The 18,652-nt window shown below is 56.6% G+C and carries 16 protein-coding genes and 1 tRNA gene; 7 read left to right on the forward strand and 10 right to left on the reverse strand.

Annotation, left to right across the window (positions count from 1 at the left end; genetic code table 11):
• Positions 1-10: 10 nt before the first annotated feature.
• Positions 11-1,504, reverse strand: coding sequence for an IMP dehydrogenase (gene guaB / locus HK24_RS02630; protein ID WP_086633207.1), 1,494 nt, complete (start codon positions 1,502-1,504; stop codon positions 11-13).
• 150 nt (positions 1,505-1,654) lie between these two features.
• A tRNA-Gln gene (locus HK24_RS02635) sits at positions 1,655-1,728 on the reverse strand.
• Positions 1,729-1,886: 158 nt separating this feature from the next.
• On the opposite strand from HK24_RS02635, the gene HK24_RS02640 reads away from it, so the two are divergent.
• From HK24_RS02640 to HK24_RS02650, 3 genes are all read left to right on the forward strand, one after another.
• Positions 1,887-3,011, forward strand: coding sequence for a Ppx/GppA phosphatase family protein (locus HK24_RS02640; protein WP_086633238.1), 1,125 nt, complete (start codon positions 1,887-1,889; stop codon positions 3,009-3,011).
• Positions 3,008-3,808 carry an RlmE family RNA methyltransferase gene (locus HK24_RS02645; protein ID WP_046901679.1) on the forward strand — a complete coding sequence of 267 codons (801 nt, stop codon included), beginning with the start codon at positions 3,008-3,010 and terminating at the stop codon, positions 3,806-3,808. Before HK24_RS02640 ends, HK24_RS02645 begins: the two co-directional genes overlap by 4 nt.
• A gap of 85 nt (positions 3,809-3,893) precedes the next feature.
• Positions 3,894-5,255, forward strand: coding sequence for a sodium:solute symporter (locus HK24_RS02650; RefSeq protein WP_086633208.1), 1,362 nt, complete (start codon positions 3,894-3,896; stop codon positions 5,253-5,255).
• Here the strand turns inward: HK24_RS02650 and HK24_RS02655 are convergent.
• The 4 genes from HK24_RS02655 to hpnD form a co-directional block, all read right to left on the reverse strand.
• On the reverse strand, positions 5,223-5,855 hold the full coding sequence (locus HK24_RS02655; protein ID WP_086633209.1) for a hypothetical protein: 633 nt from the start codon (positions 5,853-5,855) through the stop codon (positions 5,223-5,225). The two genes, HK24_RS02650 and HK24_RS02655, sit on opposite strands and share 33 nt — an antisense overlap.
• The gene (gene shc, locus HK24_RS02660; protein WP_086633210.1) at positions 5,855-7,843 is read right to left on the reverse strand and encodes a squalene--hopene cyclase; all 1,989 of its coding nucleotides are present in this window, start codon (positions 7,841-7,843) and stop codon (positions 5,855-5,857) included. Before shc ends, HK24_RS02655 begins: the two co-directional genes overlap by 1 nt.
• 73 nt (positions 7,844-7,916) lie before the next feature.
• Positions 7,917-9,212 carry a hydroxysqualene dehydroxylase HpnE gene (gene hpnE / locus HK24_RS02665; RefSeq protein ID WP_086633211.1) on the reverse strand — a complete coding sequence of 432 codons (1,296 nt, stop codon included), beginning with the start codon at positions 9,210-9,212 and terminating at the stop codon, positions 7,917-7,919.
• 5 nt (positions 9,213-9,217) lie between these two features.
• Positions 9,218-10,093: a presqualene diphosphate synthase HpnD gene (hpnD, locus tag HK24_RS02670; protein WP_086633212.1), complete on the reverse strand. Its 876-nt coding sequence runs from the start codon at positions 10,091-10,093 to the stop codon at positions 9,218-9,220.
• A 136-nt stretch (positions 10,094-10,229) separates the two neighbouring features.
• On the opposite strand from hpnD, the gene HK24_RS02675 reads away from it, so the two are divergent.
• Together HK24_RS02675 and HK24_RS02680 are read left to right on the forward strand one after the other, a co-directional pair.
• On the forward strand, positions 10,230-10,673 hold the full coding sequence (locus HK24_RS02675; RefSeq protein ID WP_086633213.1) for a cupin domain-containing protein: 444 nt from the start codon (positions 10,230-10,232) through the stop codon (positions 10,671-10,673).
• An 83-nt stretch (positions 10,674-10,756) separates the two neighbouring features.
• Complete coding sequence (locus tag HK24_RS02680) at positions 10,757-11,932, forward strand: pyridoxal phosphate-dependent aminotransferase (protein WP_086633214.1); 1,176 nt, start codon at positions 10,757-10,759, stop codon at positions 11,930-11,932.
• A 39-nt stretch (positions 11,933-11,971) separates the two neighbouring features.
• On the opposite strand, the gene hpnC is transcribed toward HK24_RS02680, so the two are convergent.
• From hpnC to hpnA, 3 genes are read right to left on the reverse strand one after another with little or no spacing between them, the layout of a single operon-like run.
• Entirely contained in the window at positions 11,972-12,832 is an 861-nt protein-coding gene (gene hpnC, locus HK24_RS02685) for a squalene synthase HpnC (RefSeq protein WP_086633215.1), read from the reverse strand.
• On the reverse strand, positions 12,829-13,971 hold the full coding sequence (locus HK24_RS02690; protein WP_086633216.1) for a glycosyltransferase: 1,143 nt from the start codon (positions 13,969-13,971) through the stop codon (positions 12,829-12,831). The genes hpnC and HK24_RS02690 overlap by 4 nt, the downstream gene beginning before the upstream one ends.
• Entirely contained in the window at positions 13,971-14,966 is a 996-nt protein-coding gene (gene hpnA, locus HK24_RS02695; RefSeq protein ID WP_086633217.1) for a hopanoid-associated sugar epimerase, read from the reverse strand. Before hpnA ends, HK24_RS02690 begins: the two co-directional genes overlap by 1 nt.
• Positions 14,967-15,104: 138 nt before the next feature.
• On the opposite strand from hpnA, the gene HK24_RS02700 reads away from it, so the two are divergent.
• Both HK24_RS02700 and HK24_RS02705 read left to right on the forward strand, forming a co-directional pair.
• Positions 15,105-16,274 (forward strand): lysylphosphatidylglycerol synthase domain-containing protein, encoded by a 1,170-nt coding sequence (locus tag HK24_RS02700; RefSeq protein ID WP_086633218.1) that lies wholly within the window; start codon positions 15,105-15,107, stop codon positions 16,272-16,274.
• Positions 16,274-17,152, forward strand: a complete 879-nt coding sequence (locus HK24_RS02705; RefSeq protein ID WP_086633239.1) for a prephenate dehydrogenase/arogenate dehydrogenase family protein — start codon at positions 16,274-16,276, stop codon at positions 17,150-17,152. The genes HK24_RS02700 and HK24_RS02705 overlap by 1 nt, the downstream gene beginning before the upstream one ends.
• Positions 17,153-17,199: 47 nt before the next feature.
• Here the strand turns inward: HK24_RS02705 and pyk are convergent, their stop codons facing one another.
• Complete coding sequence (gene pyk, locus HK24_RS02710; protein ID WP_086633219.1) at positions 17,200-18,630, reverse strand: pyruvate kinase; 1,431 nt, start codon at positions 18,628-18,630, stop codon at positions 17,200-17,202.
• Positions 18,631-18,652 lie beyond the last annotated feature (22 nt).

Here is an 18,652-nt window from a genome sequence, read left to right on the forward strand (position 1 = left end):
ACAGGAAATGTCAGTCCCGGCGATAGTTCGGGGCTTCGCGCGTGATTGTCACGTCGTGAACATGACTTTCACGAAGGCCCGCATTCGTGATGCGACGGAACATGGTGCGGACCTGAAGATCAGCAACTGTGGCCGATCCGGTGTAGCCCATGCCTGCTTTCAGGCCGCCAACGAGCTGATGCACGACCGGAGCCATGCTGCCCTTATAAGGAACCTGTCCTTCGATCCCTTCCGGCACGAGCTTCAGCGTGTCACGGACTTCTGCCTGGAAATAACGATCCGCTGAACCTCGGGCCATTGCGCCAAGAGACCCCATGCCACGATACGACTTATAGGAGCGCCCCTGATACAGGAACGTCTCACCCGGGCTCTCGTCCGTACCAGCCAGAAGAGAGCCGACCATCACGACGTCAGCACCGGCACCAATGGCCTTAACAATGTCACCGGATGTCCGGATGCCGCCATCCGCGATGGCCGGGACGTCAAGTTCATGACAGGCCGCAGCAGTTTCCATGACGGCGGAGAACTGCGGCACGCCCACACCGGCAACAACGCGGGTTGTGCAGATGGACCCCGGGCCAATACCAACTTTGATGCAGTCTGCTCCGGCTTCAATAAGGGCGCGAGCCGCCTGTGGGGTCGCGACGTTACCTGCGATGACCTGAAGGCCTGGGTGACGCTCCTTCAGTGTCCGGACTGTGCTCAGGACGCCGTGGGAGTGGCCATGAGCGGTATCAACGACAATAACGTCCACACCGGCTTCCACGAGGGCAGCAGCACGGTTCAGACCGTCTTCCCCAACGCCAACAGCTGCGGCACAGCGAAGCCGTCCCTGCGCGTCCTTGATGGCGAGCGGATGCGTCGTCGCCTTGTCCATGTCCTTGACGGTGATGAGGCCGATGCAGCGGCCGCCCTCATCAACGACCAGCAGCTTTTCGATGCGGTGACGATGCAGCAGAGCGCGAGCTTCTTCAGGAGCAGCGCCATTGAGAACCGTGACAAGATTGTCCTTCGTCATCAGATCACGGACGCGGGTATTCAGGTCCGTGGTGAAGCGGACGTCACGGTTGGTCAGGATGCCAACCAAAATGCCGGTTCCCTCTTCTACAACCGGGAGGCCAGAGACACCGTGGCGAGCCATGATAGCGTTGACTTCAGCCAGTGTCTGGTCCGGGCCAACGGTGACGGGGTTCACCACCATGCCAGATTCGAAACGCTTGACGCGACGAACCTGCTCCGCCTGCTCTTCAATGGAAAGGTTCTTGTGAATGACGCCCATGCCGCCTTGCTGGGCCATGGCAATCGCCATGCCATCTTCCGTCACCGTGTCCATGGCGGAGGACATCAAAGGGATGTTCAACTCAATGGTGCGCGTCAGGCGTGTGCGGGTGGATGTCTGGGCCGGAAGCACGGACGATTCAGCCGGTTCGACGAGAACATCGTCGAACGCCAGTGCTTCACGTATGCGTGCGTTAAAATCAGTTGTGCAGGAAGAGGATGTCATGCCCGCTGGCCCCCGTTGGTCATGCGTCGTGGGACGCTTGAAGTCTGAACCGGGGGCCAAGAGGCCCAGCCGGCCGTTGGCGGGTCCTCATAGACTAATTCCCCCCTGGAGGGGAAGTCTCTTTTTTACGGTAGATTTTAAGGAATTTGTTGGCTGGGAGACCTGGATTCGAACCAGGGCTGACCGGGTCAGAGCCGGTAGTTCTACCGCTAAACTATCTCCCAAGCGGTGAGTGGGTGTTTACCCATCACGGCTGAGTGACGCAAGGGGGTCTTTCCACTTTTTTTTAAAAAACTGATATTTTTCTTGCGGTAAGACGTTTTCCCGTCTCATGCTGCATATTCAAGGTCCCAGCACGGGCAAAATCGGGAGCCTAAACAAGATGATGAGGCAAGGAACGGAGCAAAGGCTTTCAGGTCAGGCGCAAATTCGCGCGTCTGGTGCCCGTCAGGCCGGTCCGTTCTTTGGGGCCATTGATCTTGGGACGAATAACTGTCGGCTGATGATTGCCGCAGGCACACCGAATGGTTTTCGGGTCGTGGACAGTTTCAACAGGTCTGTCCGGTTAGGGGAAGGTCTGCGTGTCAGCGGCCGACTGGCTGAAGAGTCTATGACACGCGCGCTTGATGCCCTGCGCATTTGCGTCGAGCGCATGCGGCAATGGCCCCTCTCCCACGTTCGCGCTGTGGCCACCGAAGCCTGCCGTCGCGCCGTGAATGGTCGGGAGTTTCTTGAGCGGGTGCAGACCGAAATTGGTCTAACCATTGATATTATCACGGCGCGTGAGGAAGCAGAGCTCGCGCTGGAGAGCTGTTCTCCCCTCTTCCGGATGCCGTCACGGCCACCGTCTCAATCCGAACGTGGCGTTCTGTTTGATATTGGTGGTGGCTCCACTGAAGTTGCATGGGTGCGTGTTGATCAGGAACGTAAGTCTCAGACACTGATTGGGACAACCAGCATGCCTGTGGGTGTCATCACGCTTCAGGAGATGTTCGGTGAAGGCCATGGCTCTTCCTATGAAGAGATGGTTTCTCACGTGCAGAGCCACCTTGTAGGTTTTGAGAATGTTCACCGCATCCGCCGTGAAGTCGCGCAGGGAAATGCGTGCCTGCTGGGTACGTCTGGTACTGTCACGACCCTTGCCGGTGTCGCTCTGGCCCTGCCCCGTTATAATCGCGCGGCGATTGATGGCCTGACTTTGCCGGGGCAAATCATGCGAAGTGCCATCGATACGCTCCGGAGCCTTTCGCGCGATCATTTGGCGATGCATCCCTGTGTCGGACAGGATCGCGTAAAGTATGTTCTTCCCGGATGTGCAATTTTCGAGGCAATTCATCGGACTTGGCCTATAGAAGAGGTCACGATTGCCGATCGGGGGTTGCGTGATGGCATGCTGCTGCGTATGGCCCGCGATCATGGTCAGCGTTTCACTAGAGAACGCCGCAGGACCCATCGACATGTAACGCCCCGTTCGAGGGGCCCTCTCGGGAATTACGCCACGATATGAAGCCGCCCAGATCCCGCTCCGGTTCTTCCAAAAAGGATACGGGACCCAAGCGCATCCCTGGAAAAGCTCTCAAGAGTGCTGCCGCACCAGGTGCAGCTGACGCTACTCAGGACGCCTCTACTTCACAGACGGCCCGTAATAAGGTCGTCACCCTTAGAACAGCTCGTGGGCGCACCACGGCACAGCAGCGCTGGTTAAACCGGCAGCTCAACGACCCCTATGTCGCGGCAGCCCGTAAACAGGGCTGGCGTTCACGTGCAGCCTTTAAGCTTATCGAAATCGATGATCGGTTTCACATCATCAAGCCCGGTGCGCGCGTCATCGATCTGGGAGCGGCCCCAGGCGGCTGGTCTCAGGTTGCTGTAAAACGTGGTGCTGGCAACATTGCAGGCGTGGACCTCCTGCCTGTCGATCCTGTCAGCGGTGCCGAGATCATTGAAGGTGATTTTACGGATCCGGAAATGCCTGATCGCCTCAAAGAAATTCTCGGCGGCCCAGCAGACCTCGTCATGTCTGATATGGCTCCCAACACAACGGGCCATGCCGCAACAGACCATATGCGGATTATGGGACTGGCAGAGGGTGCGCTGGATTTTGCAGTTCAGGTTCTGGCTGAAGGTGGAAGCTTCGTGGCCAAGGTCTTTCAGGGTGGCTCTGAAAAACAGATGCTTGAATCCATGAAGAAAGCCTTCTCTTCGGTCAAGCATGTTAAGCCGCCTGCCTCTCGTAAGGAATCAAGCGAACTTTATGTCATTGCCACGGGTTTCCGCCCCGAGCGACTAAGCGACGAAGGCTGATCGTTGAACTGACGAGCGCTTTTTTAAAGGCGCTCGCCAGTTCCGGTGCTTGACCGGATCACGTTCCACCTACAGAACGGACAGGATGATCCAGAGCCTTATTGTCATCCTGCTTTACCTCGTGTCGTTGCCGCTTTTTGCGCTCACTCTGGCGCGGCAACCTCATAAAGATCTTCCGCCCTGGGCTATCTGCCTCTCGTTAGTTGCAACCGAGACATCCACATTGACGATCGTCAGTGTTCCTGGCGTGGCGTACCTTCACGGATATGTCTTTCTGGGACTGGCAGTCGGGTATCTGCTCGGACGCGTGGCTGTCGCCTGGTGGTTTCTGCCTCTGCATGAGCGGGGCGCGACATCCATCTATCGGTATGTTGGCCAGCGGTTCGGAACGCGTCTTCAGAAGCTGGTGTCTGGCACGTTCCTGCTGACGCGTCTTCTTGCCGAGGGTGTACGTTTGTACGCCGGCATGATTCCGGTTTCCCTGTTGTGTGCGAGTATCGGCTATCCCATTCCGGATATTGTCCTGCTCATGGGGATTGTCATTCTCACGCTGGCTTACACGCTGGCGGGCGGTCTGAAAGCTGTCGTCTGGTCCGACACGCTTCAATTGCTTCTTTATCTCGGCGGCAGTGTCGCGTGTGGGGTCGTGCTGTTCAGCCGCTCAGGGACTGATATTTTTCATGTAGCTCCCATGTTTACCGGGGGATTGCCAGTCTTCACCAATCCTTTCTCCGTAGCGGGAGCTGTTGTTGGCGGCGCAATTCTCTCCCTTGCTTCACACGGTACAGACCAACTCATGCTTCAGCGTTGCCTCGCAGCAAAGACGCTCAAAGGCGCGCGGGCAGCGATGATTGGAAGTGTGTTTGTCGTGGCGTTGCTGTTCGCCCTACTTTCATTTGTCGGGGTGGGGTTAAGAGCGCTTTGGCCTGATTATCATGGTGCTCCAGATGCACTCTTCCCGCAGTTTGTTCTGACATTGCCCCCTATTCTGCGCGGACTGCTCGTAGCTGGCATTCTTGCTGCGACAATGGGATCTCTTTCCAGCGCCATGAATTCAATGGCAGCCGCGACAAAAAGCGATTTTTTTCCGAAGAAGACGCTGTCCCTGCGGACGGCGACGTGTTTCTGGGCCGTTCTGCTTGTTGTGACCGCGCTGTCTTTCTCTCATCCGACAGGCTCTGCCGTCGTGTTCGGGCTCTCAATCGCGTCTTACAGCTATGGTGCGACGCTTGGAGTGTTTTTGCTGGCGATGGTCGGACATTCACGAGATGAGGCAAATGGGATTGCCGGTTTTATAACAGCCGTTGTTGTTTTGGCCGGTCTGGCGATGGTCAGGATTGAAGGTCATCCCATCGCCTTCCCTTGGCTGGTGCCCGCAGGCGTTCTGGCGACTTTTGCAGGAGCTAGAGTTTTCTCACAGCTGCGGCGGATGGGCTTCCAGAAATAAAGCCATTGCTTTCTGTGCCATAGCAGCATCCTTGCCCAGCTCGATGAGCGCAGGAATCTGCGACGGCTGCCTGACGAGAGAGGACAACAGTCCGCCAAAATGGATGGCGCCATCCTTGAGGCCATCCCGTGCAGCTGGCGGCAGGCTGCGGGCTGAATCATCGCAGACGACACGAAGGACTGCGAAAGGCTTGCCGGTTCTGGCTATTGCGCCGCTTTCCATATCGACGGCGATGCAGCCTGTAGTCTCGTAGAGACGGGATTTTTCTTCCGCCGTTTCGATGAGGCTGTCGCTATGAAGAATGCGTCCTTGGCGGGCATGGTCTGCCCCGAACTGCCTGCTCAGACCCGCATCGGCCTCGTAGCTTGAGTCGCTCATGACAACACAATCTGCCACGATAATCGTGCCGGGTTTTACGCTGGTTGATAGTCCGCCAGCGCATCCGAAAGATAGCAGACGTGTTGCTCCAGCGCGCAGAAGCCTCTCGGCTCCAGCCACAGCGCCTGATGCTGTAGCGTTGCTCAAAGCAATCGGTGCGTCCGGCAGGAAGCGGCGAATGATGCGCGCTTCCTGCTTCATTCCGACTAGAACACCCAGCATCAGAAACCGTATTCCACGCGACCGGTGTTGCTGGTTCCCAGATTGCGGTAACGCGACAGAGCCTGAAGCGGGAAGAACTGCTTATAGCCGTGATAGCGGAGGTAAAAGACCTTCGGGAAGCCAACAGCGTTATAGGCGTCTTCCTGCCATTCGCCGTTATCATCCTGCTTTGATGTCAGGAAGTTGATGCCACGCTTAACGGCTTCACTGTCACGGCGGCCCACAGCCATCAGCGCGAGAACAGCCCAGGCGGTTTGTGACGGCAGGCTCTCCTTGTACGTGCCTGGAGGCGCGCCTTCATAGGTTGCGCAATCTTCGCCCCATCCGCCATCAGCACGCTGAACGTCTTCCAGCCATGTGACGGCGCGCTTCACCATCGGGTCATCATAGGAGATGCCCGCAATGTTCAGGGCGCAGAGAACAGACCAGGTGCCGTAGATATAGTTCGTGCCCCAGCGACCGAACCAGCAGCCTTCTTTTTCCTGCTCTTTGCGCAGGTAATCCAGTGCCTTGTCGATGACTGGCCGGTCTTCCGGATGGCCAAGCTGACACAGGAAAGAAATGCACCGTGCGGACACATCGGCAGTTGGTGGGTCCAGAAGCGCGCCATGATCCGAGAACGGAATATGGTTCAGCATTTCGAGATCATTATCGATGTCGAACGCGCCCCACCCACCATTGGTGCTTTGCATTCCAATGATCCATTCCCGTGCGCGTTCAATGGCTTCACGGTTCTCTTCAGGATCAACACGATGCAGAAGCATACCGACAACAGCCGTATCATCCACATCCGGGTAGTAATCGTTTTCATACTGGAAAGCCCAACCACCCGGACGTAAATTGGGTGTGTTGACTGCCCAGTCTCCTTTGACATCCAGGATCTGGCGGTCCCGCAGCCATTCAGCGCTTTTCTTGAGCTTTGCGATGGTTTCGTCCCGTTTGGTGGGATGAGCACCGGATGCCGCTTCCATCATGGCAAGCCCTGACAGTCCTGTATCCCACACAGGTGAGACGCAGGGTTGGCAGTAAATTTCGTCTTCTTTTTGAACAAGAAGGTCCTGAATGGACTCCCATGCCGTGACCACGCGCGGATCGCTGTCGGGAACGCCAAGCGCGCGATACATCATGACCACGTTGGCCATGGCAGGGTAGATCGCTCCAAGGCCGCCACGACTCAGGCGTGGTTCGATAAAGCTGATGGCAGCCTTGATAGCCTTCTCATGGATGCGGTTAGGAATGAGCGGCAGGACAGGCCGAAGCGCAGAGTCCAGATGTTTGAAAGCCCGTCCCCAGATTGAGCGGTATGGACCCCGGATCCAGTCCTTGACCAGCTCAGGTGGTTTGACGAACAGTTCCTGGATATGAATGCCACGCGGATTGATGGCAGTAGGCTTCATAGCCCCCACTGCCAGCATCGGCGCCAGCACGCATCGTGACCAGTACGACATGTTCCAGACTGAGAAGAATGCCTTCCGCGGGAGCAGCATGAGCTCAACCGGCATGACAGGCGTGGCATCCCAAGGCACTTCACCATACAGGGCAAGCTGAATGCGTGTGAACACATTGGACCGGGCGGCCCCACCGTGGTCCAGGATGGCTTCGCGGGCGCGACGCATATGTGGTGCGTCTATACTGTCCCCGATGGCCTTGAGCGCGAAGTAAGCTTTTACACTTGCGGACAAGTCAAAGCCGCCACCAAAATAAAGCGGCCAGCCCCCATGTTCGCCCTGAATGCGGCGCAGATAAATGCCGATCTTGTCCTGCTTTTCCTGATCAATACGATCAAGATAATGCTCTAGCAGAACGTATTCGGCAGGAATGGTCGCGTCTGCCTCAAGTTCAAAAACCCAGTGTCCGTCGTTTTTCTGGCGATTGCCCAGAGCGGCATGGGCCCCCTCAATGGCACGGTTGACGTTTTCGGCGTCGACAGGCTTGTGGGAAAGGGTCTCGCTCACACGGTCCTCCTTTTCATCAGGATAGATCAGCATTGTTCAGGTCTCCCGGGACATGCAGCCCTCATTATCGGGAGTTGTGTTACAGCCATGGTTTGGAGAGCACTCATCACGTTTCCGTGTTTTTCACGGCAGAACGGAAACCCAGAGCGCTGACAGCTGCCAGCCCGGATTGAATGGCCCCTTCGATTGTTGAGGGAAGCCCCGTATCCGTCCAGTCTCCCGCCAGCGCCATATTGGCGGTGTCTGTCTTCGCTTTGGGGCGACGGCGGTTTTGTTCTGGTGTCGCGGCGAATGTAGCGCGTTTTTCCCGTAGCAGCCTAGCAGGTGGCATCGCGACCGGGAGTGGCTGAGGCAGGATAGGATCAAGAGCGCGTCGGATTTCAGACCAGATGGTGGCGAGCATCTCGTTGCTGTCCCGATCTGCGTAGCGATTAGCGGCGCTGACCGTGACGGAAAGGACGTCGCCTTTCAGAAAGATCCACTCCGAAATACCACCCACGAGACCTACAAAACCTGCCTGAGCGACGACGCCCCTCGCCTCTACGGGCGCAGCAAGTTTGAAATGCGCGTTTGCAATGCTCTCGAATGCGTCTGGCACAACCAGTTCCGGCAGCAGGTTTTGGGTGACTGGAGCGGGTGTAGCGACAATGACGTGGTCTTCCGGACCAAGCTCAATGCGGCCTTCCGTCGTCTCGATGGCAGTCGCACGACCATTCTCTCTGATGATGGTACTAACACGAACGCCCGTGCGGACCGTCGCATGATACCGGTTCAGGTATGAAATCGCTGGGTCGACCAGTGTTTCAGAGAGGCCAATTTTGGGAAACCAGGGGCAGCAGGCCATACCGCCTTGTGCCAGAGACTTCCGGATGACGTTTCCCAACAACAGTGCACTGCCAGTGTGCAGGTCCGTGTTCAGAACCGAGATGGCGAAAGGCTCCAGAAGGCGTCGACTCAACTGACCGGGCTTCAGGCATTCCTCCACAACCGTTGTGTCATCAGCCTTCAGGAAACGTCCGAGGGATGCCAGTTCGGAAAGCTTCATCCCTGGAACGCGGCGACCGCCAGGTAATGCCCAGAATGGGACTTTTCCTTTGGAAAGGCGTAGGGTCCAAGCCAGATCTTCTGCCAGATCATAGTAAGGAAAGATCGGAATACCAGGCCCTGCCAGTGTGTGACGGGCGCCGAGAATATCCAGATACCGGAATGTCAGGCCGTTGGCCGACAGCAGCAGATGGTTGCCGTTGTCGATCAGGGTATCGAGCGTGCGGTCATGAAAAGAGCGTGCGCGTCCGCCACAGGCAGGGCCTGCTTCATAAATCGTGACCTGGGCCTGGGCAGCAAGTTCTACGGCAGCAGACAGGCCGGACAGGCCTCCGCCAATAATATGAACGTGGCTCATCGGGCTTACTTCACGTATGCCGCCAGGGCGCGCACTGCCCGCCAGCCCTTACTGACTTTCGGAGAAAGCTCCGGATTTTTCCATCCACGCTTTTCGAGTGCGTTCAGAACTGGCTCATAAGACGCTGCCATCATGCGTGCTGGACGCATGGCGGTGCTATCGCATTCTTTCATTGCACTGCGTGCTTCCCGGAAATGATCATGAGCGCGGCGGCTCAGGATCCGTGCCACATCATCCAGGCCGTGTGCGTACAGAGCTTCTTTCGGATTGGTGGGTACGTTGAAACGTTCCAGCAGTTCTGACGGAAGGTACAGCCGGTCCCGCGCTGCATCTTCAGCAATGTCGCGAAGAATGTTGGTAAGCTGGAGGGCCCGCCCCAGATGTTTGGACACACGGTCAGCCGCAGAGGAAGAGTCCCCGAAGGCACGAACCGAGAGGCGACCTACGGCTGACGCAACACGATCGCAGTACAGATCCAAGGTTTTCTCGTCAGGTGCAACAATCGGGGCGCCGCAGTCCATGGCCATCCCGTCAATAACAGCGTGAAAATCCTTGGCTTGGAGCTGGAACCTGAAAATTGCTGCCACAAGAACACGATCGAGTGCGTCCTGCGTTTCCCCCTGATACAGGCGGTCTATGCGTTCATGCCATTCCTGCAGGGCCTGTGCGGGGTCAGCGACATTTGTGTCACCATCCGCAATGTCGTCGACCTGCCGGCAGAACGCATAGATTGCAAACATGGCCTGCCGTCTTGCCGCCGGTAAGACCTTCATACCTCTGGCAAAAGACGTCCCGGAGGCTGTGACAATGTGCGCAACATGGTCAAGATCGGCCTGCGCGCAGGGAAGACCAGAAAAAGCACGCGCCCTGCTGAAAACCATGTCTGTCACCTGTTCTGTTTCAGAAATTCTGCGTTCTAGCCCCAAACCGGGATGTCACAAAGCCGACACGAACGGAATGGGATGCCATACGTTTGTATGATGCCAAATGGCAACACTCTGCCCAAAGGAGTATCCGATGAATTTCCGTTTGTCTCTGATCCTTCTGTCCTGCCTGACTGCGGGTTCAGTTGCCCATGCAGAATCGTCGACAGCCACCGCCCATGCTGATCACCTGCTGAACGCATCCCATTCCTGGAACGGAGTAACCTACACGCCGTATTCCACCTCTCAGCCAGAACTGAGTATGATCCGGCTCACCATTCCGCCTCACACGGCCCTGCCCTGGCATGTCCATCCATTTCCAAACGCTGGCTATGTCCTGCAGGGAACTCTGAAAATTGAAGACCGTGAGAGTGGCAAAACCAGAACCTTTCATCAGGGCGAGGCCTTTGCGGAGTCAGTGAATGATGTGCACCGTGGTGTGTCAGGAGATGTCCCGACCGTTCTTCTGCTGACCTATGCGGGCGTTGAGGGGAAGCTGACCTCTATCCCCGTGGACAAGCAGAAACCAGAATACTGAAATCCGATTTCATTTCGGGCTTTGACAGACAGATCGTTTCGTTTCTAGTATGTTTTCAGACACACTAGGAGCGTGAGCCGAGCATGACCGACTGCCTGTCCCCTGAAGCAAAAGACGATCTTCTCTCACGCGGTTATTCCCGTCGTAGTCTGGGCCGCGTGGCTGCACTAATGAGTGCAGGCATGGCAGTTCGGTCCCTTGTTGGGCGTGCGGAGGCTTCCCCCCTCACCGCGCTGCCGCCCGGTGATGTCACCAAGATGGTCCGCATCGGTAGCAATGAATGTTGGACCGGTCCTTTTCCAGCCGCTGCCAAGGCGGGTGCCGCTGCCGTTTTCGAGGGAAACCGGTATGATCCGAGCGGCCATACCCGTGAAGATCTGATCCGCACAGCCGCCAAGATCGACAACGTCCCAGAAAATTGCATTCTGCCATGGGGTGGCTCTTCTGATCCGCTCTGTCGTACGATCGTGACGTTCTGTTCCCCGACGCGTGGTCTGGTCACAGCAGACCCAAGCTACGAAGCCGGATGGGTGGCTTCTGAGTGGCTCAAGATTCCGCTGGCCAAGGTGCCGCTGGACGCATCGAACGGTTATAAGACCGATGTGAAGGCGATGCTGAAGGCTAATCCGAATGCCGGCGTCTACTACATCTGCTCACCGAACAACCCGACCGGCACCATCACCCCGCTAGAAGATATTCGCTGGCTGGTTGCGAACAAGCCGAAAGACTCCATTGTTCTGGTTGATGAAGCCTACATCCATTTCTCTGACGCCCCGAGCGCCGTTTCGCTCGTTGCTGAAGGACGCGATGTAGTTGTCCTGCGGACCTTCTCGAAGATGTTCGCGATGGCTGGCCTGCGACTTGGCTTCAGCATGGCTCCTCCGGCTCTGCATGAGAAGATGATGCGCTATGACGGTGTAAACCAGACTCACATGCTGCCGATCCCTGCGGTCATTTGCGGTACGAAGAGCCTGACCATGGCGTCGGATATTGCGGCACGCCGTCGTGAGATGGATGCGGCACGCGCCATGACCTATGAGCACCTTCAGAAGAAGGGTATCAGCTTCATTCCGTCTGACGCGAATATGTTCGTTATTGACTGGAAGCGCCCTGCTGCACCGATCAAGGATGCTTTCCTGAAGGAAAATATTATCATTGGTCGCTCTTGGCCGATCTGGCCGAATGCCTCCCGTATTACGGTTGGCTCCATGAGCGACATGAAAAAGTTCTGTGCAGCGCTCGACCGTATTGTCGGCTGATCTGCCTGAGGGAAGGTCTGAAGCCTTCCCTCACCCTATTTAGTTCGACGGAAAGTAGCGCATAGCCAGAAGCAATGCCTTTACACCGTCTGATTTCGTAAGAGACACACGTTCTGCGACAGGGTCCTGACGTCTTAGTTTGCGCGTCAGAATATGCGATAGCTCTACGATAACAGCAGCTTCAAGCCGCATCCGGCGATCCTTGATCAGCATCGGTAGTCCGCGGGCTTCGCGATTCAGTGTGTCTACGCCATCCAGCATTCTATCAAAAACGCGGCGTAGACCTGGTTTGCTTCGAACAAGCCGAAGATCGTCGATTGTAACGCCTTCTTCTGCGAGCCAAGGAAGCGGAATGTAGCATCGATCCAGCGTTTTCAGATCTTCAGACGCATCCTGGAGATGGTTGATGACCTGCAATGCGGAACACAGTGCGTCTGATGGTGCCAAGGTCTCCTGCCCTTCTGCGTGTAGCAGTAGAAGAAAGCGCCCAACCGGGTTGGCCGAATACCGGCAGTAATGCAGGAGTTCCTGCCAGCTCTCGTAACGTGTCTTTTCTGCATCCATACAGAATGCTTCAAGAAGATCCGTTGCCGTCTCCAGAGGAACGCCTGTTTTGAGAAGCACCTCTCTTAATTTTACGGCTGTCTGTGCATCTGCTCTTTGAGGCGCCTGGATTTCCCCCCGAATGACGGCAGCCATCCCTTTCAGCCGCGCAATTTTCTGCTGCGGCGTCAGGTCAGGAGTGTCCACCATATCATCGGCGACGCGGGCGAAATTATAATATGTGTGAACATATGGGCGCAGGCGCCGGGAAATCAGTAGAGAGCCGACGGGGAAATTTTCGTCAGTTTTGCCTTTGGCGGAGGTGACGTCTTTCGTCCCCCAGATGTCTTCTGTCACGATGCCTCATCCGTATAGGAACGATTTTTCCAGCGTACGCCGACGCCTCTATGGTGGTCTATGGCAGAACCAACGGTGGCAGCCATATAAAAAGCCGCAACGAATGGCAGCGGTAATGCTCGCCATAGTGGAAGACCGAACCGCTTCAAAGTTGGCAGAAAGGTTGCGCAAGACACGAGATAGGTCAGAAGTCCGACTTTCCTCGTACGCCCCTTGCCAAAAAGCGCCAGACCGACAGGGAGAAGCCAGATCAGCGTCATTCCCAGAATGGTCGCAAGCAACAGCAACGGAGACTGGCGAAGCTGGACGTAAGCTGTCCGGGCAATCATTTCCCAGATGTCTTTGGCTCCGCGATAGGGACGCACTGACCATGCAAGTTCGCTATGCCCCAGATAGAGCCTGCCACCCGATCGTTTGACATGCGCTGCGAGTGTGCAGTCATCAATCAGTGCGCCCCGGATGGCTTCAATGCCACCGATGCGCTCCAAAGCGCGTCGACGGAGAAGGATTGTTCCCCCTGCTGCTCCCGCAATGCGTGACCGTTCACTGGCTGTCCAGGCAAACGGATAGAGCATGGCGAAGAAATAGACGAAAGCCGGAACAAGAAACCGCTCGGCTGAACTTTCGCAGTTAAGGGCAACCATCTCTGAAACCATGTCGAGATCGTCTTCACGCGCCTTGGCCAGAAGGGTGGCCAAGTGCTGGGGCGCATGCATGATATCGGCATCGGTAAACAGAATGTAGCCGTACGGTCCAATATGGTTAAGGGCCTTTTGGGCGCCCTGGTTAACAGCCCATAGCTTGCCACTCCATCCGGGTGGTCGTGGGGCACCAGTGAGAACAATCAGCCGGTTATGAGGGTCGGGAACGGCGCGTGCCAGATCTCCCGTTCCGTCCGTGCTGTTGTCATCTACGAGAATGACAGAAAGTTTGCCGTCGTAGTCCTGTTGCAAAAGAGATGTCAGACACGACTGGATAGACTCAGCTTCGTCACGCGCGGGCACCACGATTGCAACATCCGGGGCGCACGGGGGCGACGAACCTGCTTTGAGAGTTGGGCCACCCTGCCAGAATTTTCCATGGAAGAGTGAAAGATAAATCCAAGCCCCAAGACTGGTAAGTGCGCTTCCAAACAGCATTATTTCATACGTCCATGCAGTCGGAACCATGAAATCGCATCCGCGATCGCATCCCGTGCAGGGCGCGGCGCATAGCCCAGTTCTCTCTGAGCCTTGAGCGATGAGAAGAACATGAGCTTCCGGGACATGGCGAGTGTTTCGCGCGTCACGCGGGGCTCAATCCCAAATCCTCGTGCAAGCCATTCAGAGACGACCGCGACTGGATAGAGCCAGGATTGCTTGAGCTTGACCCGAGGCGGCTTGACGCAGGCGATTTCGCTGGTGAGCCTGAAGAGGTCTCCCAACATCATGTTCTCGCCACCGAGAATATATTTTTCGCCGATCTTGCCGCGTTCCAGAGCCAGAACATGGCCTTCTGCGACATCGTCCACGTGAACGATGTTCAATCCGGTCTCGACGTATGCGGGCATCCTGCCGGAGGCGCAGTCTAGAATCATCTGCCCCGTGGGGGTTGGCTTGATATCGCGCGGACCAATGGGCGTGGAGGGATTGACGATAATCGCTGGGAGACCTTTTTCCCGGACCAGCTTCAGTACTTCCTGTTCAGCACGATACTTGGACAGTTTGTACGTGCCGATGACACTGCTTTCCGTGACGTATGTTTCCTCGTCAGCAGGTGTGCCGTCTTTGCTTAGGCCAAGTGCTGCTACGGAAGAGCAGTAAACGATCTTTTCTACCCCGGCCTCAAGAGCTGCGAGCATCAGGTTCCGTGTGCCGTTTACGTTCGCTTTCATCATGACCGAAGGGTCCGGGACCCAGAGTCGGTAGTCGGCAGCGACGTGAAAAAGGATCTTCACACCTTTGAGAGCGGCAGGAAGGGTCGTCGGATCAGACAGATCCCCGATGGCAAGTTCCGCGTCGAGCTCTGCAATGTTGGAACGGTCCGAGTTTTCCCGAACGAACAAACGCAGGCGGTGCCCACGTTCCCGGAGTACGCGGGCAACAGCAGAACCAACGAACCCGGTAGCCCCTGTAACGAGTGTGACATCGTTCATGGTGGCAATCTTCTCCTCGGCTCATCAGCAACAGGTTGAAATTTTTCGGCCACCATACTGCCGGTGGCTTTCGGGGGAAAGCGTCTGCAAGGCTGGAATATTGCAGAGCTGTGGGTTAGAGCGTGTTGCGAACGGTATGTGACGAAGACGTTGAAAAAAACTCTCCCTATTATTCTCTCCCTTCTGGGTGTGGCTCTTTTCACATTCATTGCCGCCAAGGCAGGCATCCAGCCAGTCATGGAAGCTCTAGGAAAAGTTGGCGTCGGAGGTTTCTTCCTTCTGGTGCTGATCCAGCTTGTTCTGGATGTCGGTCTCGGCATCGCCTGGAAGGCAGCCGTACCGCAGATCGGTCTGGCACGATTGACCGGCGCACGATTTGTCCGTGATGCAGCGGGTGCCTGCCTTCCCTTTTCCCAGCTGGGCGGAATGGTCCTCGGCGTTCGTGCAACCCTGGCAGGGCATCAGGCTCGGGACGTTGATGGTGAAGATCTTCACTGGCCAGAAGGTGTGGCGGCCAATCTGGTCGACATCACAACAGAGGTTCTGGGGCAGATCGCCTTCATTCTTGTTGCGATTCTCTGCCTCGTTGGTCATCAGGGAGCCGCGCGGTTTATCTGGCCGCTGATGGGCGGCATGGTGCTGCTCTCTCTCGGCATTGCCGGTTTCATCTGGACGCAGCACCGCGGCGGATCGATGGTACGCAAGGCCGCCATGTTCTTCGGGCGTCATATCGCCTCTGACTGGCGAGAAAGCCTCATCGGAAATACGGACATTTTTCAGGCGCGGCTGGAATCGCTTTGGGGGCGCCCGGATCGCATTATGCTGGGCGCGATCGTGCATTTCAGTTGCTGGGTCGGTGGTGCAGCCGCCACATGGACGGCGCTGGAGCTGTTAGGCGCTCACGTCGGGTTTTTGTCTGCTCTCGCCATTGAAGGCGTGGTGTGCGGGATCATGTCAGCAGGATTTCTTGTTCCGGCGGCACTTGGTGTGCAAGAAGCCGCCTATGTGGCGCTTGGCCTGATCTTCGGAATAGACTCACAGATCTCCCTAAGCCTGTCTCTGCTCCGCCGTGGGCGTGATATCCTGATCGGTATCCCCGTTCTTCTTGGATGGCAGGTTGTAGAGATGAATCGTCTTCGCAAAGAACGGGCTACTCTTGCCGGTGCTCCTGAAGACACCGTTACGTCGGTCCTGAAAAAGGCCAGAACGTCTGCGATAGCTGGGGCTGCGGGAAAAGACGGATCATCTCATCAAAAAGCTGAAAAAGAGGACGACGCCGCTTTCGCAACCGCGCCGCGCGTTCTGTGATGCCCCTTTTCCGTTCTCTGGCCGTTATTGGTCCCGGTTTGATCGGTTCCTCTGTCCTGCGGCGGGGGAAAGAAATGGGCACGCTAGCGGATACGCTGATCGCGGCTGATATTAATCCTGCCGTTCTTGATCGCGTCCGCGAGCTTGGATTTGCAGACGTTGTTACAGACGATATGGCGCTGGCAGCGCAGGCTGACTGCGTGATGATCTGTGTTCCCGTCGGTGCAGTAGAAGCGACAGCGCGCGCTATTCTGCCTCACATGCGACCGGGAGCAATCCTCACGGATGTTGCATCTGTACGTGGAAAACTCGGCCCTACGATACAGGCTCTCCTGCCTGCGGGTGTGGACTATGTTCCGGGTCATCCTATGGCTGGAACCGAGCACTCAGGGCCGGACGCTGGTTTTGCGACGCTTTTTGAGAACCGCTGGTCGCTGCTCGTGCCGCCAGAGGGGGCAAATAAGCTTGCCATAGAGAAGATACAGAAGCTGTGGGAGCTTTGTGGCGCTCGCACAAAAATTCTTCCTGATGACAAGCATGACCGTATCTGCGCCATGGTGAGTCACCTTCCCCATCTGCTGGCTTTTACGATCTGCGATACGGCGGATAATCTTTCCGAAGAAATTCGTGCAGCCGTTCTCGATTATGCCGCATCGGGTTTTCGTGATTTCACGCGTATCGCGGCTTCTGATCCCGTCATGTGGCGAGATATCTTCATCGCCAACAAGGATGTCTTGTTAGAGACCTTGGATCGCTTTGTCGCAGATGCCCAGGGTATGGCGCAGGCGATACGTGCAGGGGATGAGGAAGCGATTACGAGCCGGATTGAACGAGGCCGGGCAATCCGGCGGACGCTGATCGAAAATCGACAGGCCTGAAAATTTTCCCTTCCTGAAAAATAGCAGGAAGGGAAAATTCTTTAAAATCAGGCCGTTGTGATGCGAAGTGTATTTGTGCTTCCAGCCACGCCGTAAGGAAGCCCTGCCAGAACGATAACGTGGTCCCCGCTGCGACAAAGCTTCATGGACAGTGCCATGGCAGCCGTCGGAGCTGCCAGCTCCTCAATGCTCTGAGCAATGTGTTCTTTCTCTACGACCTGAGGGAAGACACCCCAAACAACACAGAGACGGCGAGCTACTTCCTGATGAGGTGTGACGGCCAGGATCGGGCAGTGAGGACGCTCACGAGCCATGCGCAGGGCGCCACCACCGCCTTGTGTCCGAACGCCAATGGTCCGGGCATTCAGCGCGGTGCTAACTTGCCAGGCGGCCTGAACAATCGCGTCCTGAACCGTTCCTTCCGGCTTCGGGCGGGAGCGGTCCATGCGCAGACGCCATTCGACGTCCTGCTCAACACGAGACGCAATACGCGCCATGATGGAAACTGCTTCAATCGGATACTTGCCCGCAGCACTTTCAGCCGAAAGCATCACAGCATCAGCGCCATCATAGACAGCGTTGGATACGTCGGAAACTTCGGCACGTGTTGGCGTTGGGCTTTCGATCATGCTTTCCAGCATCTGCGTCGCCACGATAACCGGACGGCACTGACGACGCGCTTCAGCAATGGCGCGCTTCTGTGCGACTGGAACTTCTTCCGGAGGCAGTTCAACACCAAGATCGCCACGCGCCACCATGATCGCGTCTGAGAGACGAACGATCCTCTCCAGGTCATCCATTGCCTGTGGCTTTTCGAGCTTCGTCACAATTGCTGCGCGGCCCTTGGCAATATTGCGTGCTTCTTCGACGTCTTCCGGGCGCTGTACGAAGGAGAGCGCAATGAAATCCACACCCAGAGAAAGCGCGAAGTCAAAGTCCTTGCGATCTTTCTCGGTCAAAGCCGGAATAGGAAGCGTCACGTCAGGGACATTTACGCCCTTGCGTTCAGACAGCTTGCCGCCAATGACAACTTCCGTTTCCAGAGCACCTTCAATGACGTTGACAACGCGCAGCTTGAGCTTGCCGTCATCGAGCAGGAGGTGGCTGCCTGGCTTGGCGGCAGAAATGATTTCTGGGTGTGGCAGGCAGACGCGGTCTACCGTGCCGGGTGTTCTATCCAGATCCAAACGGAACGGCTTTCCTTCTTCGAGGATAACCGGACCATTTTCGAAAACACCTACGCGCAGTTTCGGCCCTTGAAGATCGGCAAGAATGGCGAGTGGTCGACCAACTTTCGCTTCTGCTGCCCGGATCGCCGCATGACGCTCGCCGTGGTCTTCATGGGCGCCGTGGGAGAAGTTGAGACGGAAGACATTTACCCCTGCTTCAGCCAGAGCAAAGATCATCTCAGGCGAGGACGATGCCGGGCCAAGAGTTGCGACGATCCGCGTACGGCGATGATGGGAGCTGGATGTCATGTGTTGGCGTCCTCGCAAGAAA

It is taken from the genome of Gluconobacter sp. DsW_058 (assembly GCF_002153615.1).
Classification (GTDB): Bacteria; Pseudomonadota; Alphaproteobacteria; order Acetobacterales; family Acetobacteraceae; genus Gluconobacter; species Gluconobacter cerinus.

Coding starts and splice junctions, on each gene's coding strand:
- guaB (WP_086633207.1), bottom strand. CDS start 1,504: ATGACATCCTCTTCCTGCACAACTGATTTTAACGCACGCATACGTGAA.
- HK24_RS02640 (WP_086633238.1), top strand. CDS start 1,887: ATGATGAGGCAAGGAACGGAGCAAAGGCTTTCAGGTCAGGCGCAAATT.
- HK24_RS02645 (WP_046901679.1), top strand. CDS start 3,008: ATGAAGCCGCCCAGATCCCGCTCCGGTTCTTCCAAAAAGGATACGGGA.
- HK24_RS02650 (WP_086633208.1), top strand. CDS start 3,894: ATGATCCAGAGCCTTATTGTCATCCTGCTTTACCTCGTGTCGTTGCCG.
- HK24_RS02655 (WP_086633209.1), bottom strand. CDS start 5,855: ATGCTGGGTGTTCTAGTCGGAATGAAGCAGGAAGCGCGCATCATTCGC.
- shc (WP_086633210.1), bottom strand. CDS start 7,843: ATGCTGATCTATCCTGATGAAAAGGAGGACCGTGTGAGCGAGACCCTT.
- hpnE (WP_086633211.1), bottom strand. CDS start 9,212: ATGAGCCACGTTCATATTATTGGCGGAGGCCTGTCCGGCCTGTCTGCT.
- hpnD (WP_086633212.1), bottom strand. CDS start 10,093: ATGGTTTTCAGCAGGGCGCGTGCTTTTTCTGGTCTTCCCTGCGCGCAG.
- HK24_RS02675 (WP_086633213.1), top strand. CDS start 10,230: ATGAATTTCCGTTTGTCTCTGATCCTTCTGTCCTGCCTGACTGCGGGT.
- HK24_RS02680 (WP_086633214.1), top strand. CDS start 10,757: ATGACCGACTGCCTGTCCCCTGAAGCAAAAGACGATCTTCTCTCACGC.
- HK24_RS02690 (WP_086633216.1), bottom strand. CDS start 13,971: ATGCTGTTTGGAAGCGCACTTACCAGTCTTGGGGCTTGGATTTATCTT.
- hpnA (WP_086633217.1), bottom strand. CDS start 14,966: ATGAACGATGTCACACTCGTTACAGGGGCTACCGGGTTCGTTGGTTCT.
- HK24_RS02705 (WP_086633239.1), top strand. CDS start 16,274: ATGCCCCTTTTCCGTTCTCTGGCCGTTATTGGTCCCGGTTTGATCGGT.
- pyk (WP_086633219.1), bottom strand. CDS start 18,630: ATGACATCCAGCTCCCATCATCGCCGTACGCGGATCGTCGCAACTCTT.